General features: G+C 48.2%; 26 protein-coding genes and 1 tRNA gene. 12 read left to right on the top strand and 15 right to left on the bottom strand.

Translation table 11 applies throughout. From position 1 onward, the window contains the following. Positions 1-9 precede the first annotated feature (9 nt). The 3 genes from MHM95_RS12720 to MHM95_RS12710 are packed head-to-tail and all read left to right on the top strand — an operon-like array spanning position 10 to position 1,683. A complete protein-coding gene (locus MHM95_RS12720; protein WP_045979317.1) occupies positions 10-267 on the top strand; it encodes a hypothetical protein in 258 nt (85 codons plus the stop codon). Between the two features lie 11 nt (positions 268-278). Further along, the gene (gene pnuC, locus MHM95_RS12715; RefSeq protein ID WP_138547108.1) at positions 279-902 is read left to right on the top strand and encodes a nicotinamide riboside transporter PnuC; all 624 of its coding nucleotides are present in this window, start codon (positions 279-281) and stop codon (positions 900-902) included. After that, positions 895-1,683: a phosphotransferase gene (locus MHM95_RS12710; protein ID WP_022943452.1), complete on the top strand. Its 789-nt coding sequence runs from the start codon at positions 895-897 to the stop codon at positions 1,681-1,683. The genes pnuC and MHM95_RS12710 overlap by 8 nt, the downstream gene beginning before the upstream one ends. Here MHM95_RS12710 and MHM95_RS12705 read toward each other — a convergent pair. Then, the gene (locus MHM95_RS12705) at positions 1,669-1,851 is read right to left on the bottom strand and encodes a helix-turn-helix domain-containing protein (RefSeq protein ID WP_022943453.1); all 183 of its coding nucleotides are present in this window, start codon (positions 1,849-1,851) and stop codon (positions 1,669-1,671) included. The two genes, MHM95_RS12710 and MHM95_RS12705, sit on opposite strands and share 15 nt — an antisense overlap. A gap of 416 nt (positions 1,852-2,267) precedes the next feature. On the opposite strand from MHM95_RS12705, the gene MHM95_RS12700 reads away from it, so the two are divergent. Next, positions 2,268-2,342: transfer RNA gene (locus MHM95_RS12700), tRNA-Arg, on the top strand. Between the two features lie 224 nt (positions 2,343-2,566). Here MHM95_RS12700 and MHM95_RS12695 read toward each other — a convergent pair. Then, the gene (locus tag MHM95_RS12695; protein WP_239385468.1) at positions 2,567-3,277 is read right to left on the bottom strand and encodes a hypothetical protein; all 711 of its coding nucleotides are present in this window, start codon (positions 3,275-3,277) and stop codon (positions 2,567-2,569) included. A 66-nt stretch (positions 3,278-3,343) separates the two neighbouring features. After that, a complete protein-coding gene (gene zntB / locus MHM95_RS12690) occupies positions 3,344-4,306 on the bottom strand; it encodes a zinc transporter ZntB (protein WP_022943456.1) in 963 nt (320 codons plus the stop codon). A gap of 180 nt (positions 4,307-4,486) precedes the next feature. Here zntB and MHM95_RS12685 point away from each other — a divergent pair, with 180 nt between their 5' ends. From MHM95_RS12685 to MHM95_RS12675, 3 genes are read left to right on the top strand one after another with little or no spacing between them, the layout of a single operon-like run. Then, positions 4,487-4,915 (top strand): ATP-dependent zinc protease, encoded by a 429-nt coding sequence (locus MHM95_RS12685; protein WP_045979319.1) that lies wholly within the window; start codon positions 4,487-4,489, stop codon positions 4,913-4,915. Between the two features lie 8 nt (positions 4,916-4,923). Then, positions 4,924-5,829, top strand: coding sequence for a 30S ribosomal protein S6--L-glutamate ligase (rimK, locus tag MHM95_RS12680; protein WP_045979320.1), 906 nt, complete (start codon positions 4,924-4,926; stop codon positions 5,827-5,829). Beyond that, positions 5,816-6,877, top strand: coding sequence for a succinylglutamate desuccinylase/aspartoacylase family protein (locus MHM95_RS12675; RefSeq protein WP_045979321.1), 1,062 nt, complete (start codon positions 5,816-5,818; stop codon positions 6,875-6,877). The genes rimK and MHM95_RS12675 overlap by 14 nt, the downstream gene beginning before the upstream one ends. Positions 6,878-6,907: 30 nt before the next feature. On the opposite strand, the gene MHM95_RS12670 is transcribed toward MHM95_RS12675, so the two are convergent. From MHM95_RS12670 to recQ, 4 genes are all read right to left on the bottom strand, one after another. Then, positions 6,908-7,468 (bottom strand): mechanosensitive ion channel domain-containing protein, encoded by a 561-nt coding sequence (locus tag MHM95_RS12670; RefSeq protein ID WP_239385467.1) that lies wholly within the window; start codon positions 7,466-7,468, stop codon positions 6,908-6,910. Between the two features lie 72 nt (positions 7,469-7,540). Beyond that, positions 7,541-9,217, bottom strand: coding sequence for a POTRA domain-containing protein (locus MHM95_RS12665; RefSeq protein ID WP_239385466.1), 1,677 nt, complete (start codon positions 9,215-9,217; stop codon positions 7,541-7,543). A gap of 48 nt (positions 9,218-9,265) precedes the next feature. After that, entirely contained in the window at positions 9,266-9,556 is a 291-nt protein-coding gene (locus tag MHM95_RS12660) for a DUF3630 family protein (protein WP_045979324.1), read from the bottom strand. 27 nt (positions 9,557-9,583) lie between these two features. Next, positions 9,584-11,401, bottom strand: coding sequence for a DNA helicase RecQ (gene recQ / locus MHM95_RS12655; RefSeq protein ID WP_022943463.1), 1,818 nt, complete (start codon positions 11,399-11,401; stop codon positions 9,584-9,586). 111 nt (positions 11,402-11,512) lie between these two features. On the opposite strand from recQ, the gene MHM95_RS12650 reads away from it, so the two are divergent. Continuing rightward, on the top strand, positions 11,513-11,965 hold the full coding sequence (locus MHM95_RS12650) for a thioesterase family protein (RefSeq protein ID WP_022943464.1): 453 nt from the start codon (positions 11,513-11,515) through the stop codon (positions 11,963-11,965). 58 nt (positions 11,966-12,023) lie between these two features. Beyond that, positions 12,024-12,953 (top strand): EamA family transporter RarD, encoded by a 930-nt coding sequence (rarD, locus tag MHM95_RS12645; RefSeq protein WP_045979326.1) that lies wholly within the window; start codon positions 12,024-12,026, stop codon positions 12,951-12,953. A 52-nt stretch (positions 12,954-13,005) separates the two neighbouring features. Here the strand turns inward: rarD and MHM95_RS12640 are convergent, their stop codons facing one another. Continuing rightward, positions 13,006-13,380 (bottom strand): DUF413 domain-containing protein, encoded by a 375-nt coding sequence (locus MHM95_RS12640; protein ID WP_239385465.1) that lies wholly within the window; start codon positions 13,378-13,380, stop codon positions 13,006-13,008. 93 nt (positions 13,381-13,473) lie between these two features. On the opposite strand from MHM95_RS12640, the gene MHM95_RS12635 reads away from it, so the two are divergent. Then, entirely contained in the window at positions 13,474-14,331 is an 858-nt protein-coding gene (locus MHM95_RS12635; RefSeq protein ID WP_239385464.1) for a LysR family transcriptional regulator, read from the top strand. Between the two features lie 155 nt (positions 14,332-14,486). Beyond that, entirely contained in the window at positions 14,487-15,413 is a 927-nt protein-coding gene (locus MHM95_RS12630; RefSeq protein ID WP_022943468.1) for a porin, read from the top strand. Between the two features lie 98 nt (positions 15,414-15,511). On the opposite strand, the gene recG is transcribed toward MHM95_RS12630, so the two are convergent. The 3 genes from recG to asnC all read right to left on the bottom strand — a co-directional run bounded on the left by recG (position 15,512) and on the right by asnC (position 18,857). Beyond that, positions 15,512-17,587 (bottom strand): ATP-dependent DNA helicase RecG, encoded by a 2,076-nt coding sequence (gene recG, locus MHM95_RS12625; RefSeq protein ID WP_275441999.1) that lies wholly within the window; start codon positions 17,585-17,587, stop codon positions 15,512-15,514. A 65-nt stretch (positions 17,588-17,652) separates the two neighbouring features. After that, positions 17,653-18,348, bottom strand: a complete 696-nt coding sequence (trmH, locus tag MHM95_RS12620; protein ID WP_239385463.1) for a tRNA (guanosine(18)-2'-O)-methyltransferase TrmH — start codon at positions 18,346-18,348, stop codon at positions 17,653-17,655. Positions 18,349-18,398: 50 nt separating this feature from the next. Continuing rightward, positions 18,399-18,857 carry a transcriptional regulator AsnC gene (asnC, locus tag MHM95_RS12615; RefSeq protein ID WP_022943471.1) on the bottom strand — a complete coding sequence of 153 codons (459 nt, stop codon included), beginning with the start codon at positions 18,855-18,857 and terminating at the stop codon, positions 18,399-18,401. Positions 18,858-19,015: 158 nt separating this feature from the next. On the opposite strand from asnC, the gene asnA reads away from it, so the two are divergent. Continuing rightward, a complete protein-coding gene (gene asnA, locus MHM95_RS12610) occupies positions 19,016-20,008 on the top strand; it encodes an aspartate--ammonia ligase (RefSeq protein WP_239385462.1) in 993 nt (330 codons plus the stop codon). A gap of 64 nt (positions 20,009-20,072) precedes the next feature. On the opposite strand, the gene MHM95_RS12605 is transcribed toward asnA, so the two are convergent. The 4 genes from MHM95_RS12605 to rpoZ all read right to left on the bottom strand — a co-directional run bounded on the left by MHM95_RS12605 (position 20,073) and on the right by rpoZ (position 24,719). After that, positions 20,073-21,692 (bottom strand): FapA family protein, encoded by a 1,620-nt coding sequence (locus MHM95_RS12605; protein ID WP_239385461.1) that lies wholly within the window; start codon positions 21,690-21,692, stop codon positions 20,073-20,075. Positions 21,693-21,818: 126 nt separating this feature from the next. Then, the gene (locus tag MHM95_RS12600) at positions 21,819-22,211 is read right to left on the bottom strand and encodes a RidA family protein (RefSeq protein WP_239385460.1); all 393 of its coding nucleotides are present in this window, start codon (positions 22,209-22,211) and stop codon (positions 21,819-21,821) included. Between the two features lie 9 nt (positions 22,212-22,220). Then, positions 22,221-24,326, bottom strand: a complete 2,106-nt coding sequence (gene spoT, locus MHM95_RS12595; protein WP_022943475.1) for a bifunctional GTP diphosphokinase/guanosine-3',5'-bis pyrophosphate 3'-pyrophosphohydrolase — start codon at positions 24,324-24,326, stop codon at positions 22,221-22,223. A gap of 117 nt (positions 24,327-24,443) precedes the next feature. Next, complete coding sequence (gene rpoZ / locus MHM95_RS12590; protein WP_022943476.1) at positions 24,444-24,719, bottom strand: DNA-directed RNA polymerase subunit omega; 276 nt, start codon at positions 24,717-24,719, stop codon at positions 24,444-24,446. Positions 24,720-24,736 lie beyond the last annotated feature (17 nt).

Raw genomic sequence — 24,736 nt, 5'->3', positions numbered from 1 at the left:
GGTAGGCCCATGAAACTGACAGTAGAAATAAGCAAGTACCCATTGCATCAAGACTATATCCCCTATATTCAAGATTTCATTGACCGCCTTAATGCGCATGGCGATATTAAAGTGATCACCAATACCTTATCAACTCAGGTGTTTGGCGATTATGACACCGTGATGTCAGTGGTGAGTGCAGAAATTAAGCGCTCCTATGAAACCTACGGCAAGGCTATTTTTGTGTGTAAGTTTCTATGCGGTGACCTCTCTCCTGAAGCGAGTTAAGAGGCGTAAAGATGGAAACTCTGAGCGCTATTATTGCCGGATTCAGTGCCATGTCGGTGTGGGAATACGTAGCTGTGGCATTATCCATGGCTTACCTGCTATTGGCTATGAAAGAGAGTTTGTGGTGCTGGCCGGCGGCTTTCATTAGCACCTTAATCTATACCTTGATGTACTGGAACGGCGCTTTGTTAATGGAGTCGGCGCTACATTTTTACTATATGGGTATGGCGGTGTACGGGTGGTGGGCATGGCGCTATGGTCGTCAAAATTGCGCCCGCCAAGGCATTACTTCATACACCGTCCAGCGTCACGCAGTGGTAATCGCTGCCACGACGGTGGTCGCCCTCGTGGCCGGGTATATTATGGATAACTACACCCATGCTGATTACGCCTACCTGGATAGTTTAACCACCTGTTTTGCGGTGGTAACGACCTATTTGGTGGCACAAAAAGTGTTGGAAAACTGGCTATATTGGGTGGTTATTGATGCCGCATCTATCTACTTATATGTTGCTAAAGGGTATTATCCGACAACGGTGCTATTTGTGTTTTACACGGTGATGGCGGTGGCCGGCTATCTGCGCTGGCGGGCGCAATACCAGCATAAAAGCACCACAGGAACGGCCTATGCCTAAATCTGTTGCCTCAATTAATAGCCTAGTGCGGCGTTATAAACCCAGCACGCGCATTGAGCAAATTACCTATTTGCCACAAGGTGTGAGCAACGAAAACTATCGTGTTGATACCGCAGAGCAATCGTGGCTGGTTAAATTTTATGCCAAGCCATTACCCCACGAGGCAATTGCGGCTCAGCGCCGCTTAGCCAAACAGGCTGCTTGTCCGGCGCCCTTGTACGTAGATGAAGCGCATCAAGGGGCTATTTTTCATTATGCGCCGGGTAAGGTGCCAGAGCAGTTTGATGTCAGCCAAGCTGTGAAGTGTTTACAGCTCATCCACGCCCAGCCATGCAGCGGGCCATACCTTGATTTGCATGCCGAGCTTAAGCGCTATGAGCATCAGCCTTTTTACCAAGCATATGCGCAAGCGCTGCATCAGGTTGTCACTGATACTAAAATGCAACCTGAAGATATGCGCTTTTGTCACAATGACTTAATTCGGCAAAACATTATTAGTTACTTAGGATGTTGGCAGTGCATTGATTTTGAATATGCTCAGCCCGGCGACCGATACTTTGATCTCGCCATGCTGAGCATTAGTTTCTCTCTGACTGAGGCACAACAGCACGCGTTGCTAAGTGAGTACTTTGGCAGTGAGCAACGCATCGACTGGGTTAAGTTTACGGCTATGCAGAAGTTAGTCGCGGCGCTGAATTATTTTTGGTATCGAGCGAATAACACTGCGCATCGAGTGGATGAAGCCAAACTACAACTCGATGAGATTCTAAATGCCACCTAGGCGCTGCGCCAACTCCTTATATCTTTCCACGTCGCTTTTATCGAACATTGGGTCACCGTTATCATCTTGGCTTTTGGCAATGAGCAAATGCTCACGGGCAAGGCGTTTTACGCGTTCAATTTTTACACCAAGGTATTCGGCAACTTGTTCTGCAGTCATCAAGTTCATAGGGGCTCCAAACAGCATATAAATAGTAGTGTATACATACGGTGAAACAGACGCTGTTCTTCTCAATAGCTGTGCGCTTTTATAGCGGCAGCAAGCCAACAATACTGAAATAAAAAGATGATGATATCTCAGTCCACTTACAGCTTGTTGAGGGAAGTTAACAGCAAATTTGCAACACAGTAGATATAAGTAAAGTTCAAGATAGCAGGATTGCCAGAGAAAATAACGCAAAAGTATGAGTCAAATGTAAATACCTTGAATGCCAAGGCGAAATTGCATCATGAATGAGTGAAATTTAATCGTATTGCTCGGTGCTGAGTGACAGATGCTGAAAATATCGCCATATGATCGGCTAGGGCTAGTATTTACCTTGTGATGCCTTTACTATAAGCCCTGTCTGAACACACAGACACTGTGCTCTCGTGGTGAAATGGATATCACGTGGCCCTCCGGAGGCCAAGTTCTAGGTTCGATCCCTAGCGAGAGCGCCATTTCTTTCTGTTAATATTACCGCCGATAAATCAATCACCATCCCTCTCTCATATTGAGCATGTCATTTTTATTTTGTGAGTGACAGTTATGAGCTATCAGCCCATGTCATGCAGTTAATATCATGCATTAGAACAACTTTGCATGGCGCTGCGCTAAGTCAACGTGCAGCTATATTCGCATGAGTCGTTCATCGCTCCAGTGCGCCTAGATACCATCAAAGCGATTAACGCGCTTTAAAGGCGCTTAACAATCGCTTGCCTAAGGTATAAATCACTTGCTTAGTATGGATGGGAATAATCACAAATAGTCCCATGCCAGCATGAAAGTCAGGATTCATTTTGCAGTAAAAGGCAATCTCTTTTTTATCACTGGCGTGAAAGGCCGCAAGCTCCGAGATGCTGTAGTTACTTGCACGGTTTACAGGCTTTAAACAACGAAGAGAGCCGCCAGGGCTTACCATTCCCTCTGCGTTAAAGTGCTCGAACAGCGCGTTGGGACTGCTGCAATCTGGGTGTGGCCAGATAATTGCTACATGCTTGGCGATGGCCCGGTACATTGCTGGACTGAGCATTGTATCGGCATAATACACAGCGCACCAAGGACGTGTAAGCCAGTGGCGAATACTGTGATACAGGGAAAAGGAGAAGGTATTGCCACCGTTTCTATATTGTGGGTAAAAAGCTGCAGAGGCTCGTATTACCGTGCTTTTGTTGTGCTGTGTGAAGGTTAACAGGCAATAGCCAACTAGCGTGCTATGGTCAAAATAAAGCCTGAGCTTACGCTGACATGCCTTGGGGTCATCAAAATAGTATTGCATGTACTCATCAGGGCTGACCCCGGCAAAGCTAGCGGCGATCACTTCTTTGAGCGCTAGCCGCTGCGCGCTACTAAGCCACTGGGTCTGCTGATCTAAATCGCGTATTTTTAAGCTCATACGTGGGCTACATCCGTGTGTGAAGGGGTAACGTGGCAAGCTAAGCAGACCACGTGGGTAGGCTTTTCATAGCCATTTTTTCATACGAAAATATAAAGCGACGGCGGCGGTTAATATCACTAGAGCGAGAACAAACAATGGGAATGCCGCTGCTGATTCCGTTCCAGGAATTCCGCCAATATTGACGCCCAGTAAACCGGTAAGAAAGCCCAGGGGTAAAAACAGCGCTGCTACCACTGACATCACATACATACGCTTATTAAGTTGGTCGGATACTTGGCTGGCGACCTCTTGTTGGATTATCTGGGCGCGCTCAATATTCAAATCAAGTTCTTCTAAGTAGCGCAGCAGATGGTTAATAGTTTCATTGATGCGCGGTGTATCACTGTCAGCCAACCAACTTGGCTGTTGACTCACAAGCGCGCGCAGAGCCTCCTTTTGTGGTCTGATATAGCGCTTTAAGCCGATAGTTTGGCGGCGCACCTGTGATAGCGCATTGTGATCATGTGCTCGTTGGCTATCAACATCTTCTTCAAATTGGTCAAGTTTATCTTCGAGTTCATCTATCACACCTTGCATTCGCGAGGTTAAATTTTCGCACAATTGGCATACCAGTGCTGAGGTGGTACTCGGCCCTTTGCCTTTACGTAAAGATTCAGCAAGGGCATTCACCGACAGCAGGCGGCGGTGGCGCGTAGAGACGATAAGTTGCTCACTAACGAACACGCGAATCGATACCATATCATCAGGACTATCTGCCGGGTTAAGATTGACGCCACGCAAAAACAATAAATGGCCACTGTCATCGCTGACAATACGAGGGCGTGTTTCATCGGCAATAAGGGCATCATGTGCAAATTCACTTAATGGTACCGCTGCCAAGTATTGCTCAATATCATCTTGGCAGTAATCAAGATGTAGCCACAGCACACCATCACTGGGCTTCCACTGCTTAATCGCTGATTTTTCAGTTAATTGTTCAGCGCCGCCTTGAGCGTCTAACACTAAGGCATGAATCAAAGCTGACATAACACCTTCACTTTCAATACAGAATGTTTCTTCTATCCTTGTCTATTATCGCTACAAGATCAATGAATAGTCTTTATCGACGCGAGTAATTTAATTCACTGTTCTTTATCGATAATTACCGTATAAAGCGGCTTTTACTATTGCGCTCCTCGCCGTTGGAGCATACGAGTGACTTCGCATATGACAAATAAAATAACAGTAGGCTGGCGTGAGTGGCTAGCCCTGCCTGAGCTGGGGATTGATAAAATCAAGGCTAAGGTCGACACCGGTGCCCGTACTTCATGTATTCATGCTTTTCGAGTTGAAGAGTTTATACAAGATGAGCAGGTCTGGGTGCGGTTTTGGGTTCACCCCATTCAAGACGACAACGACACAGAGATACAGTGCCAAGCGAAGGTGATAGATCAGCGCACCGTTACTGACTCTGGTGGGCATCAGGAGCAGCGTTATGTCATACAAACGCAGTTACTTATTGGCGGCCAACAATGGCCTATTGAAGCAACACTCACAAATAGAGACACCATGAAATTTCGTATGCTATTGGGGCGTACAGCCATGGCAGGGCGTATTGTTGTAGACCCTGAATTGTCACACCAAACACAATTATAAGGTTTATTATGAAAATCGGCATTTTATCACGTAACAAGTCGTTGTATTCCACTCGCCGTTTAATTGAGGCGGCGCAGCAGCGTGGCCATGAAGTGCAGGTATTGGATGCTTTACGCTGTTACATGAATATCAACTCGCAAGAGCCGGAAGTACACTATAAAGGTCAAAAACTAGAGGACTTCAACGCTATTATTCCGCGCATCGGGGCTTCTGTTACGTTTTATGGCTGTTCAGTGTTACGGCAATTCGAGATGATGGGGGTGTACCCTGTGAACGAATCTGTTGCTATCACCCGCTCGCGCGATAAATTGCGTTCTTTACAGCTACTATCACGCAAGGGAGTGGGCATGCCGGTAACCGGTTTTGCATCCAAACCCGATGATGTCAAAGACTTGCTTGAGATGGTGGGTGGAGCCCCGGTTGTTATCAAGCTGCTAGAGGGGACACAAGGGATTGGGGTGGTGCTTGCTGAAACACGTAAGGCGGCCGAGAGTGTGATTGAGGCTTTTATGGGCCTGAAAGCACACATCATGGTGCAGGAATATATCAAAGAAGCGGGCGGGGCCGATATTCGTTGCTTTGTCATTGGCGATCGTGTTATTGCGGCGATGAAGCGCCAAGCCCAAGAAGGTGAATTTCGCTCCAATTTACACCGTGGCGGCAGTGCCAGCTTGGTACGGATTACCCCAGAAGAGCGTAAAACAGCAGTGGCCGCCGCTAAAGCAATGGGGTTAAATGTAGCTGGGGTTGACTTACTGCGCTCTGAGCGTGGCCCTTTAGTGATGGAAGTTAACTCTTCACCAGGACTAGAAGGAATTGAGTTAGCGACAGGAAAAGATATTGCTGGCATGATTATTCAATTTATAGAAAAGAATGCTAAAGAAAAGAGGACCAGAACCCGTGGCAAGGGCTAAAAAGAATCAGGCATTTACGCTGTTAGGTGAGCAAGTCGCACCTGGGCAGCGGCGCACCTTTGAGCTTGAAGCGGCCAAGCTATATACCCATTCACCACTGACCATTAATCTTGAGGTGGTCAATGGGGTAGAAAGCGGTCCGGTATTGCTGGTGTGTGCAGCAATTCACGGTGATGAGCTCAACGGTGTTGAAATCGTGCGACAAACCTTAGCAAAGGTTGATGCCACGCAATTGCGTGGCACCTTAATTGCTGTGCCTGTTGTCAATGTGTTTGGTTTTATCCATAAATCTCGCTACCTTCCCGATAGGCGCGATCTCAATCGCTGCTTCCCAGGCTCGCAGCGAGGATCTGTGGCGGGGCGTATGGCGAATACGTTTTTTAACGAAGTGGCGATGCATTGCAGCCATATCATTGATTTGCATACAGGTGCCATCCACCGCACCAATTTACCGCAGATCCGAGCCGATTTAAGCAATGAGGAAACGGCAAAAATAGCCAATGCCTTTGGTACGCCAGCGGTGATCAATGCCTCGCTACGAAACGGCTCACTGCGCAGTGAAGCGGCAGAGCTTGGGATCCCGGTGATCACGTACGAAGCTGGAGAGGCGCTACGTTTCGATCCCATCGCTATTGCTGCGGGTGTGCAAGGGGTGGAAAACGTCATGCGTAAACTGAGGATGCTACGAGGTAAGCGGGTTCGCAAGCAGGCGGAGCCGGTTATCGCCAGTTCTACCAGTTGGATCCGGGCCGAAACAGATGGCATTATCCGCGCTCAAGTATCCCTTGGCGAACGCGTGAGTAAAGGCCAAGTGTTGGCTTATATCAACAGCCCGCTAGGGGATAGTGAATGTGCGATTTTAGCGCCGCGCAGTGGCATTGTGATTGGACAGCAAACCATGCCTTTGGTGAACGAGGGCGATGCTATTTTTCATCTTGCTTATTTTGCGCATGCCAACTCGTTGGTTGAGCAACAGCTAGAGACATTTATTGATGAAATCAGTGACATGGATGATGAGTTGAAAACACCTGAGCTTAACAATGAATAACAGGCGCAATTGCGCCTGTTGGCATTTGTTTTAAGGTTTATTTTTAGGCGCCAGTATGCGCCGTGTAGGCTTGGTTTTTTGTGGCGGTTTGTTCAGTACCATCACTGGCCGGGTTAAAAATAAATTATTGGGGTAGAGAACACGATGACCCTCTAGGTGCTCTAAAACCACGTTCATCAACCCCATTTCAATAATCCGTCCTTCTATGAAGTTGGCGCCATCAATCACCTTGACCCAGTTGCCGACCCGGCAATCATTTTGTACAAACATCAGCAAAAACGATGTCAGATTTGAAAGCAAAGACCAACCCGCAAACATCGCGACGCCAAGCATTGCAAACAGGCTTGAGCCGACCACTAATAGCCCGCGTAACTCAATGCCCCAGAACACCAACAGGATGCACAGCAGGACAAAAGCAAGCAACACTTTGAGTAACAATTGCGCGCGTTGTTTGCGATGAGGGTCGACTCGACCCCGGATCGTTTTGTTAAAAATTTTCAGCTGCAAGCGCACCAATAAAGGGAAAAGCAGCAGCACCACAAGGGTAACCAGCCACTTATAATGTTGAGTAAGAAGATCAACCAGCGCCACAGATATGTTCCTTATAAAAACAAGTTGTTAAAGCCGCTGTATAGCATGGAAACAGCCATCAGCAAAGTGTATTTAGAAGGATTTCTTCACGGTCACCAACCACTGGACGGGGTCGACATCATTTGGGCGGTTGATAGCTCTGGCGACATCGATATGAATAACCGTTCCGGCGTTGGCGCGACTTGGTGCTAAGCGTAAACCAACCCCATAGTTGTGGCGAAAGTGGGTGTCATTGGCGGGATTGCTGTTGGTAAACCAGGCTTGTCCTGCGTCATAAAAAGCAGCCCCACCGACGCGAAATAACTGCCATAGGTTATATTCCCAATAATAGCGCTTCTCAATGCTAAGCAGTGCTCGCCGATCCCCTTGCTGATAATGCTGCGGGTATCCGCGCAGCCCGGAATCGCCACCTAGTGTAAGCTGGCGGTCCAAGGTTAACCCTTCAGCGCCATCTATACGCGCCTTTACATACCACGATTGAGCATCATCACTATTAAAGAAATACTCAGCTTGGGTGCCAAAAAATAGATTCTCAGCAGTGAACCCATCTTCGCGTAGCTGACCTTGTACATCCACCGACCAACGCCACAGACTCTGCTGATTAACGTAGTGGCTGCGCTGCACAAGAAAGTCGAGCACCAAACGGTTGGTATCGCCACCCAGAGATTCGCCTGAGTAACCTAAAGTAGTATCGATTTGCCAGCCTAGGTTCAAATCTTCGGTGCGCGTGATAGAGTCGATATTGTGTACTTTTACATAATCGTCTTGTAACCAGCTGACTCGTAGATAGGGATAGGAAAGCGTACGCTCTTCGGCAAGAGGTAACACGGTTTCATCTATCGCATCAAACCGGTCTTTTTGGTAGCGATAACCGACGATGGTGCGCTGTGTCCAATTCGGGGCTGGGGAGCTTGAAACCCCATAAAAAAGATGGCTAGAAGAGGTATGTTGCGAGAACTCACTGATCTCTTCACCGCGATCATAGAGCTTCTCCTGACGGCGATTACTGCCATTGGCCACCCCATAACTGTGTTTTGTAGAAAGCGCATAAAAAGGATAAGTGACCGACAGCCAATGGCGCTTACCGTCACTGTTATCTGCATACTCAAGACGACCGCGATAACGACTGCCGAGAATATTCGGATCGTCATAGGTAAATTCGTAACCACTGCGCTCTTCATCATTGGTGCGTACTAAGGATACGCGCTTACCCCAACCAAGGAAGTTACTGTCACGAAAACCAAACGTGGAGCGGTTCTCACCTCCGCTGCGGCTAAAGCTAATCTCTGGCAACAAAGTCCAGAGCTCACGGGTTTCGACTTTCACATCCACAAACTCGTCGCACCGCGTTTGCGCACTGATCCGAGCGTCATATAAATAGCCTTGCTGGCGCAGCAAACGTTCCGACTCGCGTAATTGTTGTGGGCTGTAGCGATCGCCTGGTTGGAACAACAAAATATTCTCTAACACTTGCTGTTCAGTCATCACATGCATGTCGTTGGCAAGGCGGAACAGCCAGTTATTTTCGTCGTCTAATTCGGTGTTAAAGATATTTTGCTGGCTAAAGCTAATGTCTCCAATCCGTCGGCTAGGATTGGCGTCTGGAAGGGGAGCTTTGTCCTCGAGTTGACGCGATAGTAAGTGGTTACTTTGCACTTGGGACTGTTCATTCTTACACTTTTCCTGCTGTGCGGGAGCAGCACTGGAAAAGGCGGCTAGGGTACTCAGTAGAACGAATAGTCGATTCATTTAACTCACTTTTTTCCATATCGTGAATTAAAGTGTATCGCACATTTATTAACTTGCGCTTAAATAATTTCCTAATTCGGTTAACTTACCTTGCGCCTCAACCCCTGTCGCGCTGATCCAAATATTGTCGCCATAATGTTCAAAATGCAGCTCAAAAGGAAGCTGCTCAAAGCTAAAGCGCAGCATGTGCCTGTCTACACCTTGTTCAAACTCACCGATGGAGATGGCGTCATGATGCAAGAAAATACGGCCCCAAAAATCGAATTCATCGGCGCTGGGCATCACATCAGGAGTAATGATAATAACGTGGTGTTGGCTATCTATAGCGAGTTGGGTCACAGTTAAGCTCTTATATGGTGTTGGCGATTATTCTGGTGACAGATGATTACGAATTAAAGTCATAAAGGCACTGCCGTACTTACTGAGTTTAGTGAAACCCACACCCGATACTTTTAAAAACTCGGTATCATTGGTAGGCATAAGTTGCGCCATTTCCGCTAAGGTTCGGTCATTGAATACCACATACGGCGGCACATCATCATCGTCCGCTAGTTGCTTGCGCAAGGCGCGCAATTTAGCAAACAGCTTTTTATCGTAATTGAACTGGGCCAGCTTATCTTGATAAACGTGCTTGGCTTGTAAACGTGGCTCAGCAAGTTGTAACTGATATTCGCCCTTGAGCACCGGTCTGGCTGCTTCGGTAAGGTGTAGTACCGAACCTTGGGTAATATCTTGATGCAGTAAGCCCTGATGAATGAGCTGGCGCAAAATACTGAGCCAATATTCGCTGCTGTGCTCCTTGCCTATGCCGTAGGTGCTTAAGGTATGATGGTTAAGATCCCGGATACGCTGAGTGTTAGCGCCACGCAATAACTCGACGATATAGCCTAGCCCGAATTTTTGTCCGGCGCGATACACACAGGATAGTGCCTGCTGCGCCACCACGGTGCCATCAAAACGCTGCGGTGGATTTAAGCAGATATCGCAGTTACCGCATGCCTCGCGCTGGTATTCACTAAAATAATTAAGCAGTATTTGTCGTCGGCAGGTTTGCGCTTGGGCAAAACTGGCCATGGCATTGAAACGCTGCTCTTCGACACGGCGGCGCTGCTCATCGTCAATGTCTTCAAAAAAGCGCCTAACTCGAGGGACATCCGCCGGGTCAAAATACATAATGGCTTCTGCGGCCAAACCATCCCGTCCGGCTCGGCCAGTTTCTTGATAATAAGACTCGATGTTTTTGGGAATATCGTAGTGCACCACAAAGCGCACATTGAGTTTGTTGATGCCCATGCCGAAGGCCACAGTGGCGACCACAATTTGAATATCGTCTTTGGCAAAAGCGTTGTGCACAAAGTGGCGCGATTCGTTACTCATGCCAGCGTGGTAACCGGCGACATTAAAACCTGCTTCACTGAGTTTTTGGGCCAAATCATCAACGCGCTTGCGGCTAGTGCAGTAGATGATGCCGCTTTGCCCACTTTGGGTGCGCAAATAGCGCAGCAACTGAGTGAAAGGTTTAAACTTTTCTTCCAAGGTGTAGCGAATGTTTGGCCTATCGAAGCTGCCAATATGGATATAGGGCGAGCGAAGCCCCAGTTGATTGACAATATCGACACGAGTGGCGCTGTCGGCAGTGGCGGTAAGTGCCATCATCGGTACATGGGCAAAGCGCTGTTTGAGTTCACTAAGGCGGAAATAATGGGGACGAAAATCATGCCCCCAGTGAGACACACAATGTGCCTCATCAACCGCAATCAGGCTGATATTTAAATAACCAAGACGCTGCATAAACTCATATTGCAGCACTTTCTCCGGAGCAACATAGAGTAGCTTTATTTCGCCGTCATGGAGTTGCTGATAGATGAGCTGCTGCTGTTCACGAGTCAGAGAATTATTAATATAAGCCGCTTTTACCCCTTGGGCGTTGAGCTGGGTTACCTGATCTTGCATCAAAGATATTAATGGTGAAATGACCAAGGTTAGCCCGGGTAATAACATTGCCGGCACTTGGTAGCATAATGACTTGCCACCGCCTGTCGGCATGAGCACTAGGGCATCCTGAGCGCCAAGCACGGCGTTGATCACCTGCTGTTGGCCCTCGCGAAATTGGCTGTAGCCGAACACGTCGCGCAGGATCTGCTCAGGCGTTTGTTCGGAAAATAATGCGGATACACTGCTCATGGCCGCCTATTCTAGAGTCTTTTATTATTCCTGTCTGCAACTGCCTTGCTCTTTGCTTAAAAATGCATCTTCAGATAGGCTATAACTCATCTTACCAGTTGAGAACAGACTATGGATAAAGCTCAAGCCCTGAATAAGCTAAGCCAGTTATTTGCGCAAATGCCGTTTAACCAGTTATTGGCAATGGAGATCAAGGAGCTGGACGGCGAGTCGGCGAGCATCGAATTGCCATGGAGCGCGCAGTTAATCGGTAACCCGCAACAGCAAATACTCCATGGCGGAGTCATTTCGTCGTTGTTAGACACCGTGGGTGGATTGCTTGCTGCGGCATCGGTGATTGATAAATTTGGCCCGGCAGAAATGCTCAGCGCACAATCCCGGCTGGCAACCTTAGGCACCATCGATTTGCGCACAGATTATTTACGCCCGGGTAAGGGTGAGCGTTTTATTGCTACGGCTATGTTGATTCGCTCGGGTAACAAGGTGTGTGTATGTCGTATGGAGCTGCATAATGACCAGGGTGTGCAAATCGCTTATGGTACAGGCACTTATTTAGTCGGATAAACTAGCCCTTCAACAATGCGAGGCGTAGAATAGCGTTTTTACCGTTTGGGTTAGTGTTATGTCATCCGATGCTCAAGCCAAAAAAGGCATGCTATTCGCAGCCTTGGCGTTCACTATGTGGGGAGTTGCCCCGGTCTATTTCAAACAGTTGCTCGCTGTACCCGCTCTGGAAATCCTTGCCCATCGTGTGATTTGGTCGGTGCTATTTTTGTTGTTAGTGGTGGCAGTGTTGCGTCAGTGGCGTAACGTCCAAGTGATCATTAAACAGCCAAAATACTTACTCATGCTGGTAGTGAGTGCCACTTTATTAGGTTTCAACTGGGGCTTGTTTATTTGGGCGGTGAACAATGACCACATGCTCGATGCCAGCCTTGGCTATTACATCAACCCGTTACTGAACGTACTACTCGGTGTAACCTTTTTATCTGAGCGCTTGCGCAAGTGGCAGCTATTTGCGGTGGCTCTGGCGCTCACTGGGGTGGCCATTCAGCTGATCAGTTTCGGTTCGTTTCCGGTGGTGGCCTTTGCGTTGGCTGGCTCCTTTGCCACCTATGGTTTAATTCGTAAAAAGATGCCCGTTGAATCATTACCTGGGTTATTACTTGAAGCGGTTATCTTATTCCCGGTGGCCCTGGCTTATTGGTACTTCTCAACGCCCACAGCAAGCTCCGATTTAATGGTCAATAGTTGGCAATTAAACACCTTGCTGGTTAGCGCAGGTATTGTGACCACCTTACCACTATTGTGCTTCACCGCTGCTGCTAAGCGGTTGCAATACACTACTATCGGCTTTTTCCAATATATTGGCCCAAGCCTGATGTTTTTATTAGCCGTGGTCTTTTATGGCGAGGTATTTGATGCTGAGCGCATCGTTACCTTCGCCTGTATTTGGGCTGCGTTGCTGGTGTTTAGTTGGGATTCATGGCGCTTTAGCCGCAACGCTCGCGCGCAGCAGCAAGGCACCGTCAATCGCGCCAGCTTGCGTTAATTTTTAAGTTCGCCCACGCCTGCTAATGGCTGGCATGGGCGTAAAGTGCGGTTTAATCGAGATCGTCGCTATCGATTTCTACTTCCACTTCAGGCGCGTCAAAGCTGCGTTTACGCCCAAACAAGGTGAAAAAACGTGCCTTACTGGTCGTCAGTTTTAAGTACTTTATCCACGCGTTCTCGACCGGGTTGATGGGCGAGGATACGCCAGTCGTGGCTGCAACGAAATGCGCTTGTGTGTCGTTAATGGGTTCAACTGTTTTTTCTTGCAAAGCTTTTAATAAGCGTCCATGTTCTTCTAAAATCTCCGATTCTAGTAGCGTAAAGTGGCCACTGCGGCTGAAACCGCGTGGGAACTTTTCATCGTTATAGAATTTGTGATCGCAAGCAAAAGCTTTGCGTAATTCGAACAATTGGTGCGCCGTCATAGCTAGCTCCTAATACAAGGGAAATCGGCTGGAGTATGGTACACAAGCGTTGTTTTTTTAAACAAAAAATTTTTATCGTGAGGATAAACACGAGTGGATATCGATTTACTGAAGACGTTCATTGAGGTCGCGCGTACTCGCCACTTTGGCCGCGCTGCAGAAAACTTATATATCACGCAGTCAGCGGTGAGCTTTCGTATTCGTCAGTTAGAGCAAAGCTTGGGTGTCAATCTATTTCTGCGCCAACGCAATAACATCCAGCTGACTGCTCCGGGGGAGCGTCTGTTACCTCACGCTAAGCTGATTGTCACCGGAGTACAGCGTGCCAAGCTGGATGTGGCGCTGGCAGATAACATGCGCCGTCAATTGGCACTCAGTGGCACAGCGAATATTTGGGGTGCGTTTTTGCAATTTGGTATTGCCCATATTGTCTCGGCCATGCCGGGCATCTCCTTGGTCGCAGAAGTTAAAAATCAGCAGGAGAGCACCCGGCTATTACTCGAACGCACCTTAGATATAGCGGTGCTGTTCGATTTACCTAAGGTCGATGAGTTATGCGTTGAACCAATTTGCACACTGGATATTATTCCGCTGTCGAGTTATGCCGATGCGACTGCTGAGTCTTTTTTTGATAACCAATATGTATTCGTGGATTGGGGGACGGCATTTTCGCTGTGGCATGCCCGCAATTTTGCCAATTCGGCACCGCCTTATTTTCGCACCAGTACAGGACGTATCGCCTTAGAGTTGATTTTACGTTGTGGCGGTAGTGCCTTTGTGCCAAGAGTGCAAGCGCAGCAATATCTGGAATCGGGAGAGCTCTTCTTAGTTGAAGGAGTGCCGCAGACCTCGCGAGAAGTGTTCGTCGCCTTTCATAAAGACAATGAACAAAAAGACTTAATTGAAAAGCTGCAACAGCAGCTACAATTAATCGGTGAAGAACTCACATAAACATCATTATTAAAGCGTTGAATGTGAAGCTTAAATGTCACCTCGGTGACACTTTGTTGAACTTTAAATGTCATTTGTCATATTTCTGTAATTTAACACTGGCAGACTGCAGGCGTTTTAATTATGTGTTGCGATTTTTAACTGAGGAAACGACTATGAGATTTGCTCCTTCTGCACTAGTGCTCGCTGTGGCGGCTGGATTGCCTTTTTACGCATCGGCTGATGTCAATATTTACGGTAAAGCGAATGTAACAGTGCAGTCATCTGATGAGGGTGAGGGATCATTCACTGAAATCAAAAGTAATGCGTCTCGCCTTGGCTTTAAAGGCTCAGAGGGGATTGCTGATGGCTTGGACGTAGTTTATAAACTTGAGTTTCAGGTTGATTTGTCTGATGCTGATTCAAAAGGCGATAAAGACAACATCACTGCACGTAACCAATACGTCGGTCTTAAAGGTAACTTTGGCCAAATCGTGATTGGTCGTAACGATACCGCGCTAAAGCAATCGCAAGGTAAAGTTGACTTGTTCAGTGACCTTGAAGGCGATATTAAAAACGTATTCAAAGGTGAAAATCGCTTAGGTGATTCGGTTACATATACCTCGAATAGCCTCAATGGTTTTAAAGTTATTGCCAGTTATATTGCTGAAGACGATACTGATGCTGACAACGGCTATTCGGTTGCCTTGACTTATGGTGATAAAGGCCTGAAAAAATCCAACGTGTACGCCGCAATTGCCGCTGACAGTGAAGTAAAAGGCTACGATATTTTACGTGCTACGGTAGGCACTAAAGTCGCAGGAATAAAGCTCGGTGCCATGTACCAAACACAAGAGCCCGCAGCAGGCGGTGAAGACAGCGACGGCTTCTTAGTAAGTGCAGCATATGCGATTGATAAAACGGTATTAAAAGCGCAATACCAAACCATGGATTTTGCTGGCAACGACCGTAATGCGATGACCGCAGGCGTTGATTACAAGTTTAATAAAAGTACCAAGTTATTTGGCTTTTATACCAAATTTGATGACGATGCGAGCGCTGATGAAGACTATTTAGCTGTGGGCATGGAATACAAATTCTAAGCTTTTGCAGATGAAAAACCCGCCCATTAGGCGGGTTTTTTGTTGTCTAAATACAGTGAGTAGCACACTTATAATGCTTTGATACAGGTATAGTTCCATCAGGCCTGGGCGTAGGCAGAGCGATCGCCTAACCAGCGCCAACACAATGCCTTGGCTACCTCTGGATGCTGTATTAGAAGCTGTTTGGCGAGCGGACGAAGGTTGTTGATTAAGGATTTGTCGCGCTCTAAATCCGCCACTTTAAAATCGGTCATGCCGGTTTGTTTTGTGCCCAACACTTCCCCTGGTCCACGAATTTGCAAATCGCGCTCGGCAATAACAAAACCATCGTTGCTATCACGTAACACTCCTAGGCGCTGCTGCGCAGTATGTGACAAAGGGGCATGATAGAGCAGCACACAATGGGAGGCTGCCGCGCCCCGGCCAACACGACCACGGAGCTGATGTAATTGCGCCAACCCTAAGCGCTCGGGGTTTTCTATGATAATTAGGCTGGCATTGGGGACATCAACACCCACTTCAATCACTGTCGTTGCCACTAGCACATCAAGTTCGCCGTCTTTAAACTCACTCATAACGCGTTGCTTTTCATCCGCCTTTAGACGACCATGAACTAGGCCAATACGCAGCTCAGGGAGGCGCTCACGAAGCTCTTCGGCGCTTAATTGCGCGGCTTGACACTGCAGCGCATCAGACTCATCAATCAGGGTACACACCCAGTAAACTTGTCTACCTTGCTCTTGTACCGCTTTGTGCACACGCGTTATGACATCGTCACGTCGGCTGTCGGGAATAGCAACGGTGGTAACTGGCGTGCGCCCGGGGGGCAGCTCGTCGATAATCGATGTTTCCAAATCAGCATAAGCGGTCATCGCTAAGGTGCGAGGGATGGGGGTGGCGGTCATCACCAATTGGTGTGGGTAGCAATCGCCAAAGCGGCCTTTCTCACGCAGTGACAAGCGCTGGTGGACGCCAAAACGATGTTGCTCATCAATTATGATCAACGCCAGGTTATTGAATTGCACCTGATCTTGGAATAATGCGTGGGTGCCAATAATCATTTGCGCCTGACCACTTTGAATATCGCTCAGGGCGTGCTCACGTGCTTTGCCTTTGGTTTTACCACCCAGCAGGGTAACTTGAATACCTCGGGGGGTAAACCAACGGCTGAAGTTTAAAGCATGTTGCTCGGCGAGAATTTCTGTCGGCGCCATGAGCGCCACTTGGTAGCCTTGGGCGATGGCACATAAGCTTGCCAGTGCTGCCACTAAGGTTTTCCCTGAGCCAACATCGCCTTGTACCAAGCGCATCATTGGATACGGCTGCTGCATATCCGTTTTAATCTCTGCCACTACGCGTTGCTGTGCTGACGTCGGCGTAAACCCTAAAGACGCTACAAATGGCTGCTCTAAGGCATTATTTGGCGCCAAGGCCACGGCCTTGTGAGCTTGCCCCTGTTGCCTTAGGGCCAACAAGCTGAGGTTATGGGCCAGTAACTCTTCAAATGCCAGACGTTGCTGCGCTGGATGTTCACCGAGCTCTAAAGCTTGGATATCGCTATCAACCGGTGGTTGGTGAATAAAGCGAATAGCATCGGCGAGTGACCAACCTGCGGGACGATACTGTTGTGGCAGCAGCTCTTCTATCGGCGCGGGATTCAAGGCTTGCAGCGCTTGAAGCATTAGGTTACGCAATGACAGTTGTTTTAGTCCGTCGGTGGTGGGGTAAATGGCGCTTAAATGTGTTTGTGTAGGGAGGGCTTCGGGGCTGTCACTAATATTGTACTCAGGGTGCGCCATTTCTAGCCCGACTTTAGCGCGGCGCACTTCACCAAAACAGCGGATCACTTTGCCCTCTAGCATGGCGTTTTTTTGCGCCGCAGAGAAGTTAAAGAACCTGAGTGTCATGCGTCCACTGCCATCATTAATATGGCACACCAACATCCGCCGGCGACCAAAGGTAATGTTGGCGGATTCAATGGTGGCCTGCACACACACATGGGTATGGGGCAGAAGCTCGCAGATGGGAACAATGCGGGTGCGGTCTTCATAGCGCAGCGGCAAATGAAATAGCATGTCTTGCACGCTACGAATGCCAAGCTTGGCAAGGCGCTCGGCCATTTTTGGGCCAACGCCTTTGAGCTCGTTAATGGGGTAGGTGTTCAGGCTTGGCAAATGGCATGTCCTTCAAACAGTTATAACCTAAGTGTACTGACTGCAGGGCCTTGCTTTCAAGTCACTTAGCGCTGACGTTTGTAGCGTAAGGTATCCCAGAACTGTTCATTGGCAATAATTTCACCGTTCTCATCGAGAGCCGGGTAGGAGAGTCCCTTTTCTTTGCATTGCTGGGCAATAATAGGGTGGCATCCTTCGAACAGTAAAGTGTGCTTGATTTGTGGATTGAGCGTATCGCGTTCATACAAGCCAGCGGCTTCGCGTTGGCGCTGTGCCTCGTATAGGATTAACGCTGCAGCCACAGAGACATTTAGAGACTGCACCATACCGCGCATTGGAATAACGATATGTTTATCAGCATGGGCAAGCGCTGCATCGGAAATCCCCTCGCGCTCTTGGCCAACAATCACGGCGGTGGGTTGGGTGTAGTCAATATCACGATAGTCGACGGCGTCGCTACTGAGGTTAGTAGCCAGCAACTGCACCCCAGGGATCTGCTCGCGAATACTGCCAACAGCCTGGTCAATATCGTCATGCATATGGGTGTGCACCCAGTTTTTGCTACCGCCGGAGGTGTTATTGGTGAGACGACGCTGCTCTTTAGGCCAGACCGCATGAATATGGTGACAACCGACAGCGTCGGCGGTGCGCACGATGGCCGAAAGATTATGGTGTTTATGCACTTCATCTAAGCACACGCTGAGATCGGTTTGTCGTCTATCTAAAACTTGTTTTACTCGGTGGTAACGCTTCTCGCCCATAGCCCATCTTTGCTGTTACAAAAAAGTGCGCCGATTATACGCCAATGTGGCTATGGGGTCACACTACGATTAATAGGGTTTTGCAAAGAAATCAGCGTTTCGGTTGACTGAATTGCTTCAATCGCTTGCACTTTATTGATCAGCACGTCTTGTAAGTGCTCGATGGAGCGCGCCATCACCTTAATAAAAATGCTGTAATTACCTGTGGTGTAGTAGGCCTCGACTACTTCTTCGAGCTCACGCAATAGCTCTAAAGTATGGGGGTAGTCGCGGGCATTGTTGAGGTTAATGCCAATAAAGCAACACACATCATACCCCAGGCGTTTAGCGTCAACACGTACCTGGGTGCCGGTGATCACTCCGGCTTGGCGCATTTTTTCTATGCGCACATGAATGGTCCCAGCACTGACTCCGCATTGTTTCGCCAATTCGGCGTAAGGGGTGCGGGCATTACTCATCAAGCTCTTAAGGATGGATTTGTCTAAATTGTCGAATCGATAATTTTCCATAGTTAAAACACATAAAAAATAAATGAAATCCAATATATTCGAGTTAAATTGATTTTTATTTTTAAGTAAAGCTCTTTTTGTTAAATGGTATTGAATAAAACTCTCGCTGAGGTATGGTTTTTATATCGAACAAAGCAGCAGCAATGGGAATGAGGACCATGAGCACAGAGTATATTCAACAACAGCAACAAATTAGTACGGTTAAACAGGTATTTTCACAGCACTTAGCAGCGGCTTTGAATCTTGTTGAGGTGCAGGCGCCGATTCTTGCCCAGGTAGGAGATGGCATTCAAGATGAGCTTAGTGGTCATGAAAAGGCCGTCGCCGTGCAGGTGAAAACCCTGCCTGAGCAACGTTATGAGGTGGTGCATTCATTAGCGAAGTGGAAACGTAAGACCCTCGCTGATTACGGCTTTGCGGTGGGCTCTGGATTGTACACACATATGCGGGCCTTGCGCCCAGACGAAGAACGTCTAAGCCCTATCCATTCAGTGTATGTTGACCAGTGGGATTGGGAAAAGGTGATTTGTGAGCGTAGCGAGCGCAGTTTAGCGACGCTAAAGGCCACTGTTGAGCAAATTTATGCTGCCATTAAAGCGACAGAAACCTATGTCGGTGAGCAGTTTGATATTGCTCCTTACCTACCTGAAAAAATTCATTTTATTCATGCCGAGAAGTTGCGTCAGGCATACCCAGAACTAAGCGCGAAAGAGCGGGAGCGTGCGGTTTGTAAGCAGTATGGTGCAGTCTTTCTCATCGGCATCGGTGGTAAGCTCGCAGACGGTCAACGTCATGACGTGCGCGCCCCGGATTATGATGATTGGTCTACTCAAGGAGATGAGGGGTTGCCTGGACTTAACGGCGATATCTTAGTGTGGAACAAGGTACTTGAAGATGCATTTGAGGTTTCTTCCATGGGGATTCGGGTTTGCCCCGAGTCATTACTCACTCAGTTGGAGTTGAGCGAGCAAAGCCACAAAACGCAACTGCCTTGGCATCAAGCCTTGCTTCATAAAAAGCTACCACAAACCATTGGTGGCGGTATCGGCCAGTCTCGTTTAGCAATGTTGCTTTTGCAAAAGAGTCATATTGGTCAAGTACAGGTAGGAGTATGGCCTGAGCAGCTAAAACAACAGCAAGCCTTATTGTAAATCTTGTGGTTAGCGTGCTGAGCCTCGTTATGAGTAATGGGCTAAGCACGTTTTTTTTTGCTAATTAGGAGGTTTTAAACTCAACCTCTATTTTGCTTTTCTCTAGTTTTACAACGCAGGGTGGGTACTGCCTGGCTGTTTTCAGTACCTTGTCAAAGATATGAATCTCAACGCCGGAATTTAAGCGTTGATGGGCGACAAGGTTGGCGCCATCAAGCAGTGAGTGTAAGGTGTTATCTAAGCTAGACAGCTTAGTTTCAAGCTCATCTGCTTGTTGTACTAGAGCCAGTTGTGTGGCGCCAATTTTTTCAATGAGTTGCTTTTTCTTTTCCGCGTCTTTAATCGCTTCGGCCTTCTCTAATGCATCTTGCAACGACGCGAGTTTATCGTCAGTCTGCGAAAGTTGCTGCACACAGGCGTCATTGTCAGCGGTAATATCCGCGCCTCGGGCAACTAGATTAATGCGCATCTTGGCCCCCGACTCACTACCAATTTCACCGGCTTCAAGGCGGCAGGCATCGAGTACTTCACCGCCAAAGAGCTTACCATTTGGGCTCTCTTCTGGCCCCACTATGAGGCTTTCTAGAGCTTTTAATTGGCAATGGCTAGCTTGGCGTTCGATATAGATATTGGTGGCTTCTAGGTAGCAATATTGGGCGTGGCTGATATGTAAATTACCGCCTGCATTAATCTGGCAAGTAAGCTCGGCGTCATTTTGTTGGTGGTTAGGGTGACCAATGGTGCCCTGTTTGATGGTGATATCACCGGTGGCATTAAGAATACCTGATTCCACCGTGCCCAGTACGCTAATTTCACCCTTAGCGGTCACCCGCATACCCGGCTCAACGTTATGGGTGATCACCACAGAGCCATCAAAATCGATATGGCCACTTTTAACGTTCACTTCTTTAATCGTGAAAATATCGTCAACGCGCATGCCATTGGGAGATTCCACGGGCACGCCAGAAACAGTCGCGCGCAGCTCCAGTGGGTTATCCGGATTGAGTTCGGTCCCCTCTCCGGGGATTAAAGACAGTTGCTCACCAGGTTTGGCTTCAAGTACATCGCCGGTGACGGTGAACCCCTCTTTCCCTGGAGTTGCAGGCTTTTGGATCATTAGAACAGTGCCGGGCTGAACGCTGGCAAGTTTGCCAAAGTCGCGCATATCAACCGTGCCGTCTTCACGGCGTTTAGGTTTGTTAATGCGATCTTTTAGGGTTTGTGTTTGTTTGACTAGTTCGCTGGGCTGCCCATCAACGGGTAAGCGTCCACGCGCTAGTGTGCCTTTCACTGAACTACCAGGGGCCAATTCGAATTGCTGTTGTAAAAGCTTTTCTAAAAGCGCTTGCTGGTAGCCTCGGCGTACACCCGCCACCACAATGGCCTTTTTGCCGGCTTCCAAATCGAGGGCTTTGCCCCCTTGCGCTGTGGTTAGCCGTCCCATCGCTGACATTTTATCGTCGCTGATGGTGACCTCTAACGTGGCATCTACGCGCTTACCGACTACGATACTCGGACCTGATTCTTCACCGCTGTAAAACTTATCGAGGTGCTCGTCGTCCACTTTACAGCCAGCAAATTCGGATTGCTGTAATGCTTCTAGCATGGCTGCTTTTGATGGTGGCGCCGGTGTCTCCTGCGTCACATTAAACAGCACATTGCCATTGTGGGCCAATTTAAACACAAATAATTCCTTGCAAGCACACGACTTTATTAAGTTTTATCCTACTTTATGAGATTTACAAGGAGAATGGAAGAGAGGAGAGGGCAGAAAACTCTGCCCAAAAAGTATACCAGTGAGGTGGGCTGTCTAATTAGTGGATGGCAGCTCCATAATTCCGTCGATTTCAACTTGCGCGCCTTTAGGCAGCTCTTTCACGCCAATCGCGGCACGAGCGGGGTAAGGCATTTTGAAATGTTGGCTCATAATTTCATTCACCGTGGCAAAGTTGCTCAAGTCGGTAAGGAAAATATTGACCTTAACCATATCTTGTAACTCACCTCCGGCGGCTTCACAAACGGCGGCCAGGTTTTTAAATACTTGCTGTGTTTGTTCCGCGAAGTCATCAGAGATCATTTCCATGGTCTCTGCCATAAGTGGAATTTGCCCCGAAAGGTATACAGCGGTGCCTACCTTAACAGCTTGGTTATAAGTGCCAATAGCTGAGGGGGCTTGGTCGGTTGATATAATAATTTTATTCATGATTGTCCTTTACTTTTTACGGTAGACCTTTTGTACATCTGGCATCACCCGGATGCGGCGCATGATATTTGCTACGTGAATACGGTCTTTCACGGTCACGCCAAGGTCAATAACATATAAATTGCTTTCTTTTTCATCAGTTGTTAGTTCAACAATATTAGCGCCTGTTGACGCCACTAAGTTGGTGAGCTTAGCGAGCACACCTTGGTGGTTGATGATTTCCACACGTAAAGCGGCAATGTATTCTTTTTCTGGGTTATCTTCCCACTTCACAACAAAGTACTTTGATGACTCGCTTTGCCAGCCGCGAATATTTTTACATTCTTGGCGGTGCACGGTCAGGCCTTTGCCTTGGCTAACATGAGCGACAATGGCATCACCTGGGACCGGACGACAGCACTTAGAGTAATTGACCAGCATGCCTTCGGTACCAATAATGGCCGCCTTTGCCGATTTTTCTAAGTCGTCGATTTGTTCCTCGTCTACTTGCAGTAGGCGTTTGGCAACCAGCATGCTCATAATGTTGCCACAGCCTATTTCGACCAGTAGTTCCAGCAAGGTGTTGAGTTGGTGCTCTTCAAGCACACGCGTTATCCGCTCTTCACCTATCTCGTCTAATGCGTGCTCGCCCAAAGCCGAATCAAGCAGACGACGCCCTAATTGCATAGCCTCTTCTTGGCGTTGGCTCTTAAGGTAATTACGTACACATAAACGTGCTTTTGCGGTAACAATAAAGTTGAGCCACGTGGCGTTGGGGTGTGCCCCTGAGCTGGTGATCACCTCTACGGTTTGCCCGGTATCAAGCGGTCGACTTAAGGGGTGCGGTTTGCGATTGACGCGGGCACCTACACAGGTGTTACCAACATCGGTGTGCACCGCATAGGCAAAGTCGACAGCGGTGGCCCCCATTGGCAACTCGATAATACGGCCATCAGGAGTAAATACGTAAATCTCTTCAGGGAACAGTTCGGTTTTAACGTTTTCCACGAACTCAAATGAAGAGCCTGCACTTTGTTGCAGCTCGAGTAGGCTTTGCATCCATTGACGGGCGCGTTGCTGAGCCGTGTGCCCGGTATTTTCTCCCGCCTTTTTGTACATCCAATGTGCCGCGACCCCTTTATCGGCCATGTGGTCCATATCTAAGGTGCGAATTTGAATCTCTACGGGAATGCCGTGTGGCCCCACCAGCGAGGTGTGTAGCGACTGATAGCCATTGGTCTTTGGTACGGCAATATAATCTTTAAAACGTGTTTCGATAGGTTTATAGAGATTATGCGCCACCCCAAGCACGCGGTAACAGGTATCCATGCTATCAACAACAATGCGAAACGCATAAATGTCCATCACCTCGTTAAACATCAGCTCTTTGTTGAGCATTTTTTTGTAAATGCTGTAGAGGTGCTTTTCTCGCCCTGATACTTGCGCTTGAATGCCAGCGTCTTCCAAGCGTGATTCAATCTCACCCTGAATATTGCTGATCACTTCCTTACGATTGCCTCGTGCTTTCGCAACCTCTGATTTCAGTGCGCGATAGCGCATCGGGTAAAGCGCTTGAAAACCTAAGTCTTCGAGCTCGTTTTTAATGTCGTGGATACCTAAGCGGTTAGCGATGGGGGCAAAGATTTCTAAGGTCTCGCGGGCGATGCGACGACGCTTGTCAGGACGTAGTGCTCCCAGGGTGCGCATATTATGGGTGCGGTCCGCCAATTTAATTAAAATAACGCGGATGTCCTGAGTCATCGCCATGATCATTTTGCGATAGTTTTCAGCTTGGAATTCTTTTTTGTCTTTGAAGCTGAGTTTATCGAGCTTACTGACGCCCTCGACGAGTTCGGCGACGGTCTCGCCAAATATCTCTGCCAGGTCTTGTTGCGAGAAGTCAGTGTCTTCGATGACATCGTGCATAAGCGCCGCCATAAGGGTCTCATGGTCGAGCTTCATGCTGGCTAAAATCTGCGTTACTTCAACGGGGTGTGTGATGTACGGCTCACCACTTGAGCGAAATTGTCCTTCATGGGCTTCACGGGCCACCACATAGGCTTTTTGTACCAATGCCACATCAGCCGGAGGCAGGTACTCGGATATTTTTTTCTTTAGACCTTCAAAGAGATACATTCACACTCCAAACACAGCGAGGCGAAATTGAACAGTTAAGGTGAATATACGATGAAAAGAGGGGAAAGCCAACGGCTGCGCGAGTATTGCAGCCGTTTTGAGAGCGTTAGAGGCCGCTTATTGGTTGCCGCCAACGATAGCCGCAACAGCTGCCATTTCAGCAGCTTCTTGGTTTTGCTGCTCTTGGCGTTCAATGGCCTCTAGGGTATCCACAGTAATGTGGCCTTCCTCGATTTCACGCAAAGCGAGAACCGTTGGTTTGTCGTTTTCAGCATCAACCATAGGATCTTTACCACCTACGGCGATCTGGCGCGCACGACGGGCGGCGACAAGGATTAAGTCAAAACGGTTGCCAATTTTATCTACTGCATCTTCAACAGTTACGCGAGCCATGCTTCACTCCAAAATTT

Origin of the sequence: Pseudoalteromonas sp. CnMc7-15 (assembly GCF_022347925.1) — a bacterium.
GTDB lineage: Bacteria > Pseudomonadota > Gammaproteobacteria > Enterobacterales > Alteromonadaceae > Pseudoalteromonas > Pseudoalteromonas ruthenica.
Note: the sequence above shows the minus strand (reverse complement) of the source record. Positions and strands in the feature narration are given on the sequence as shown.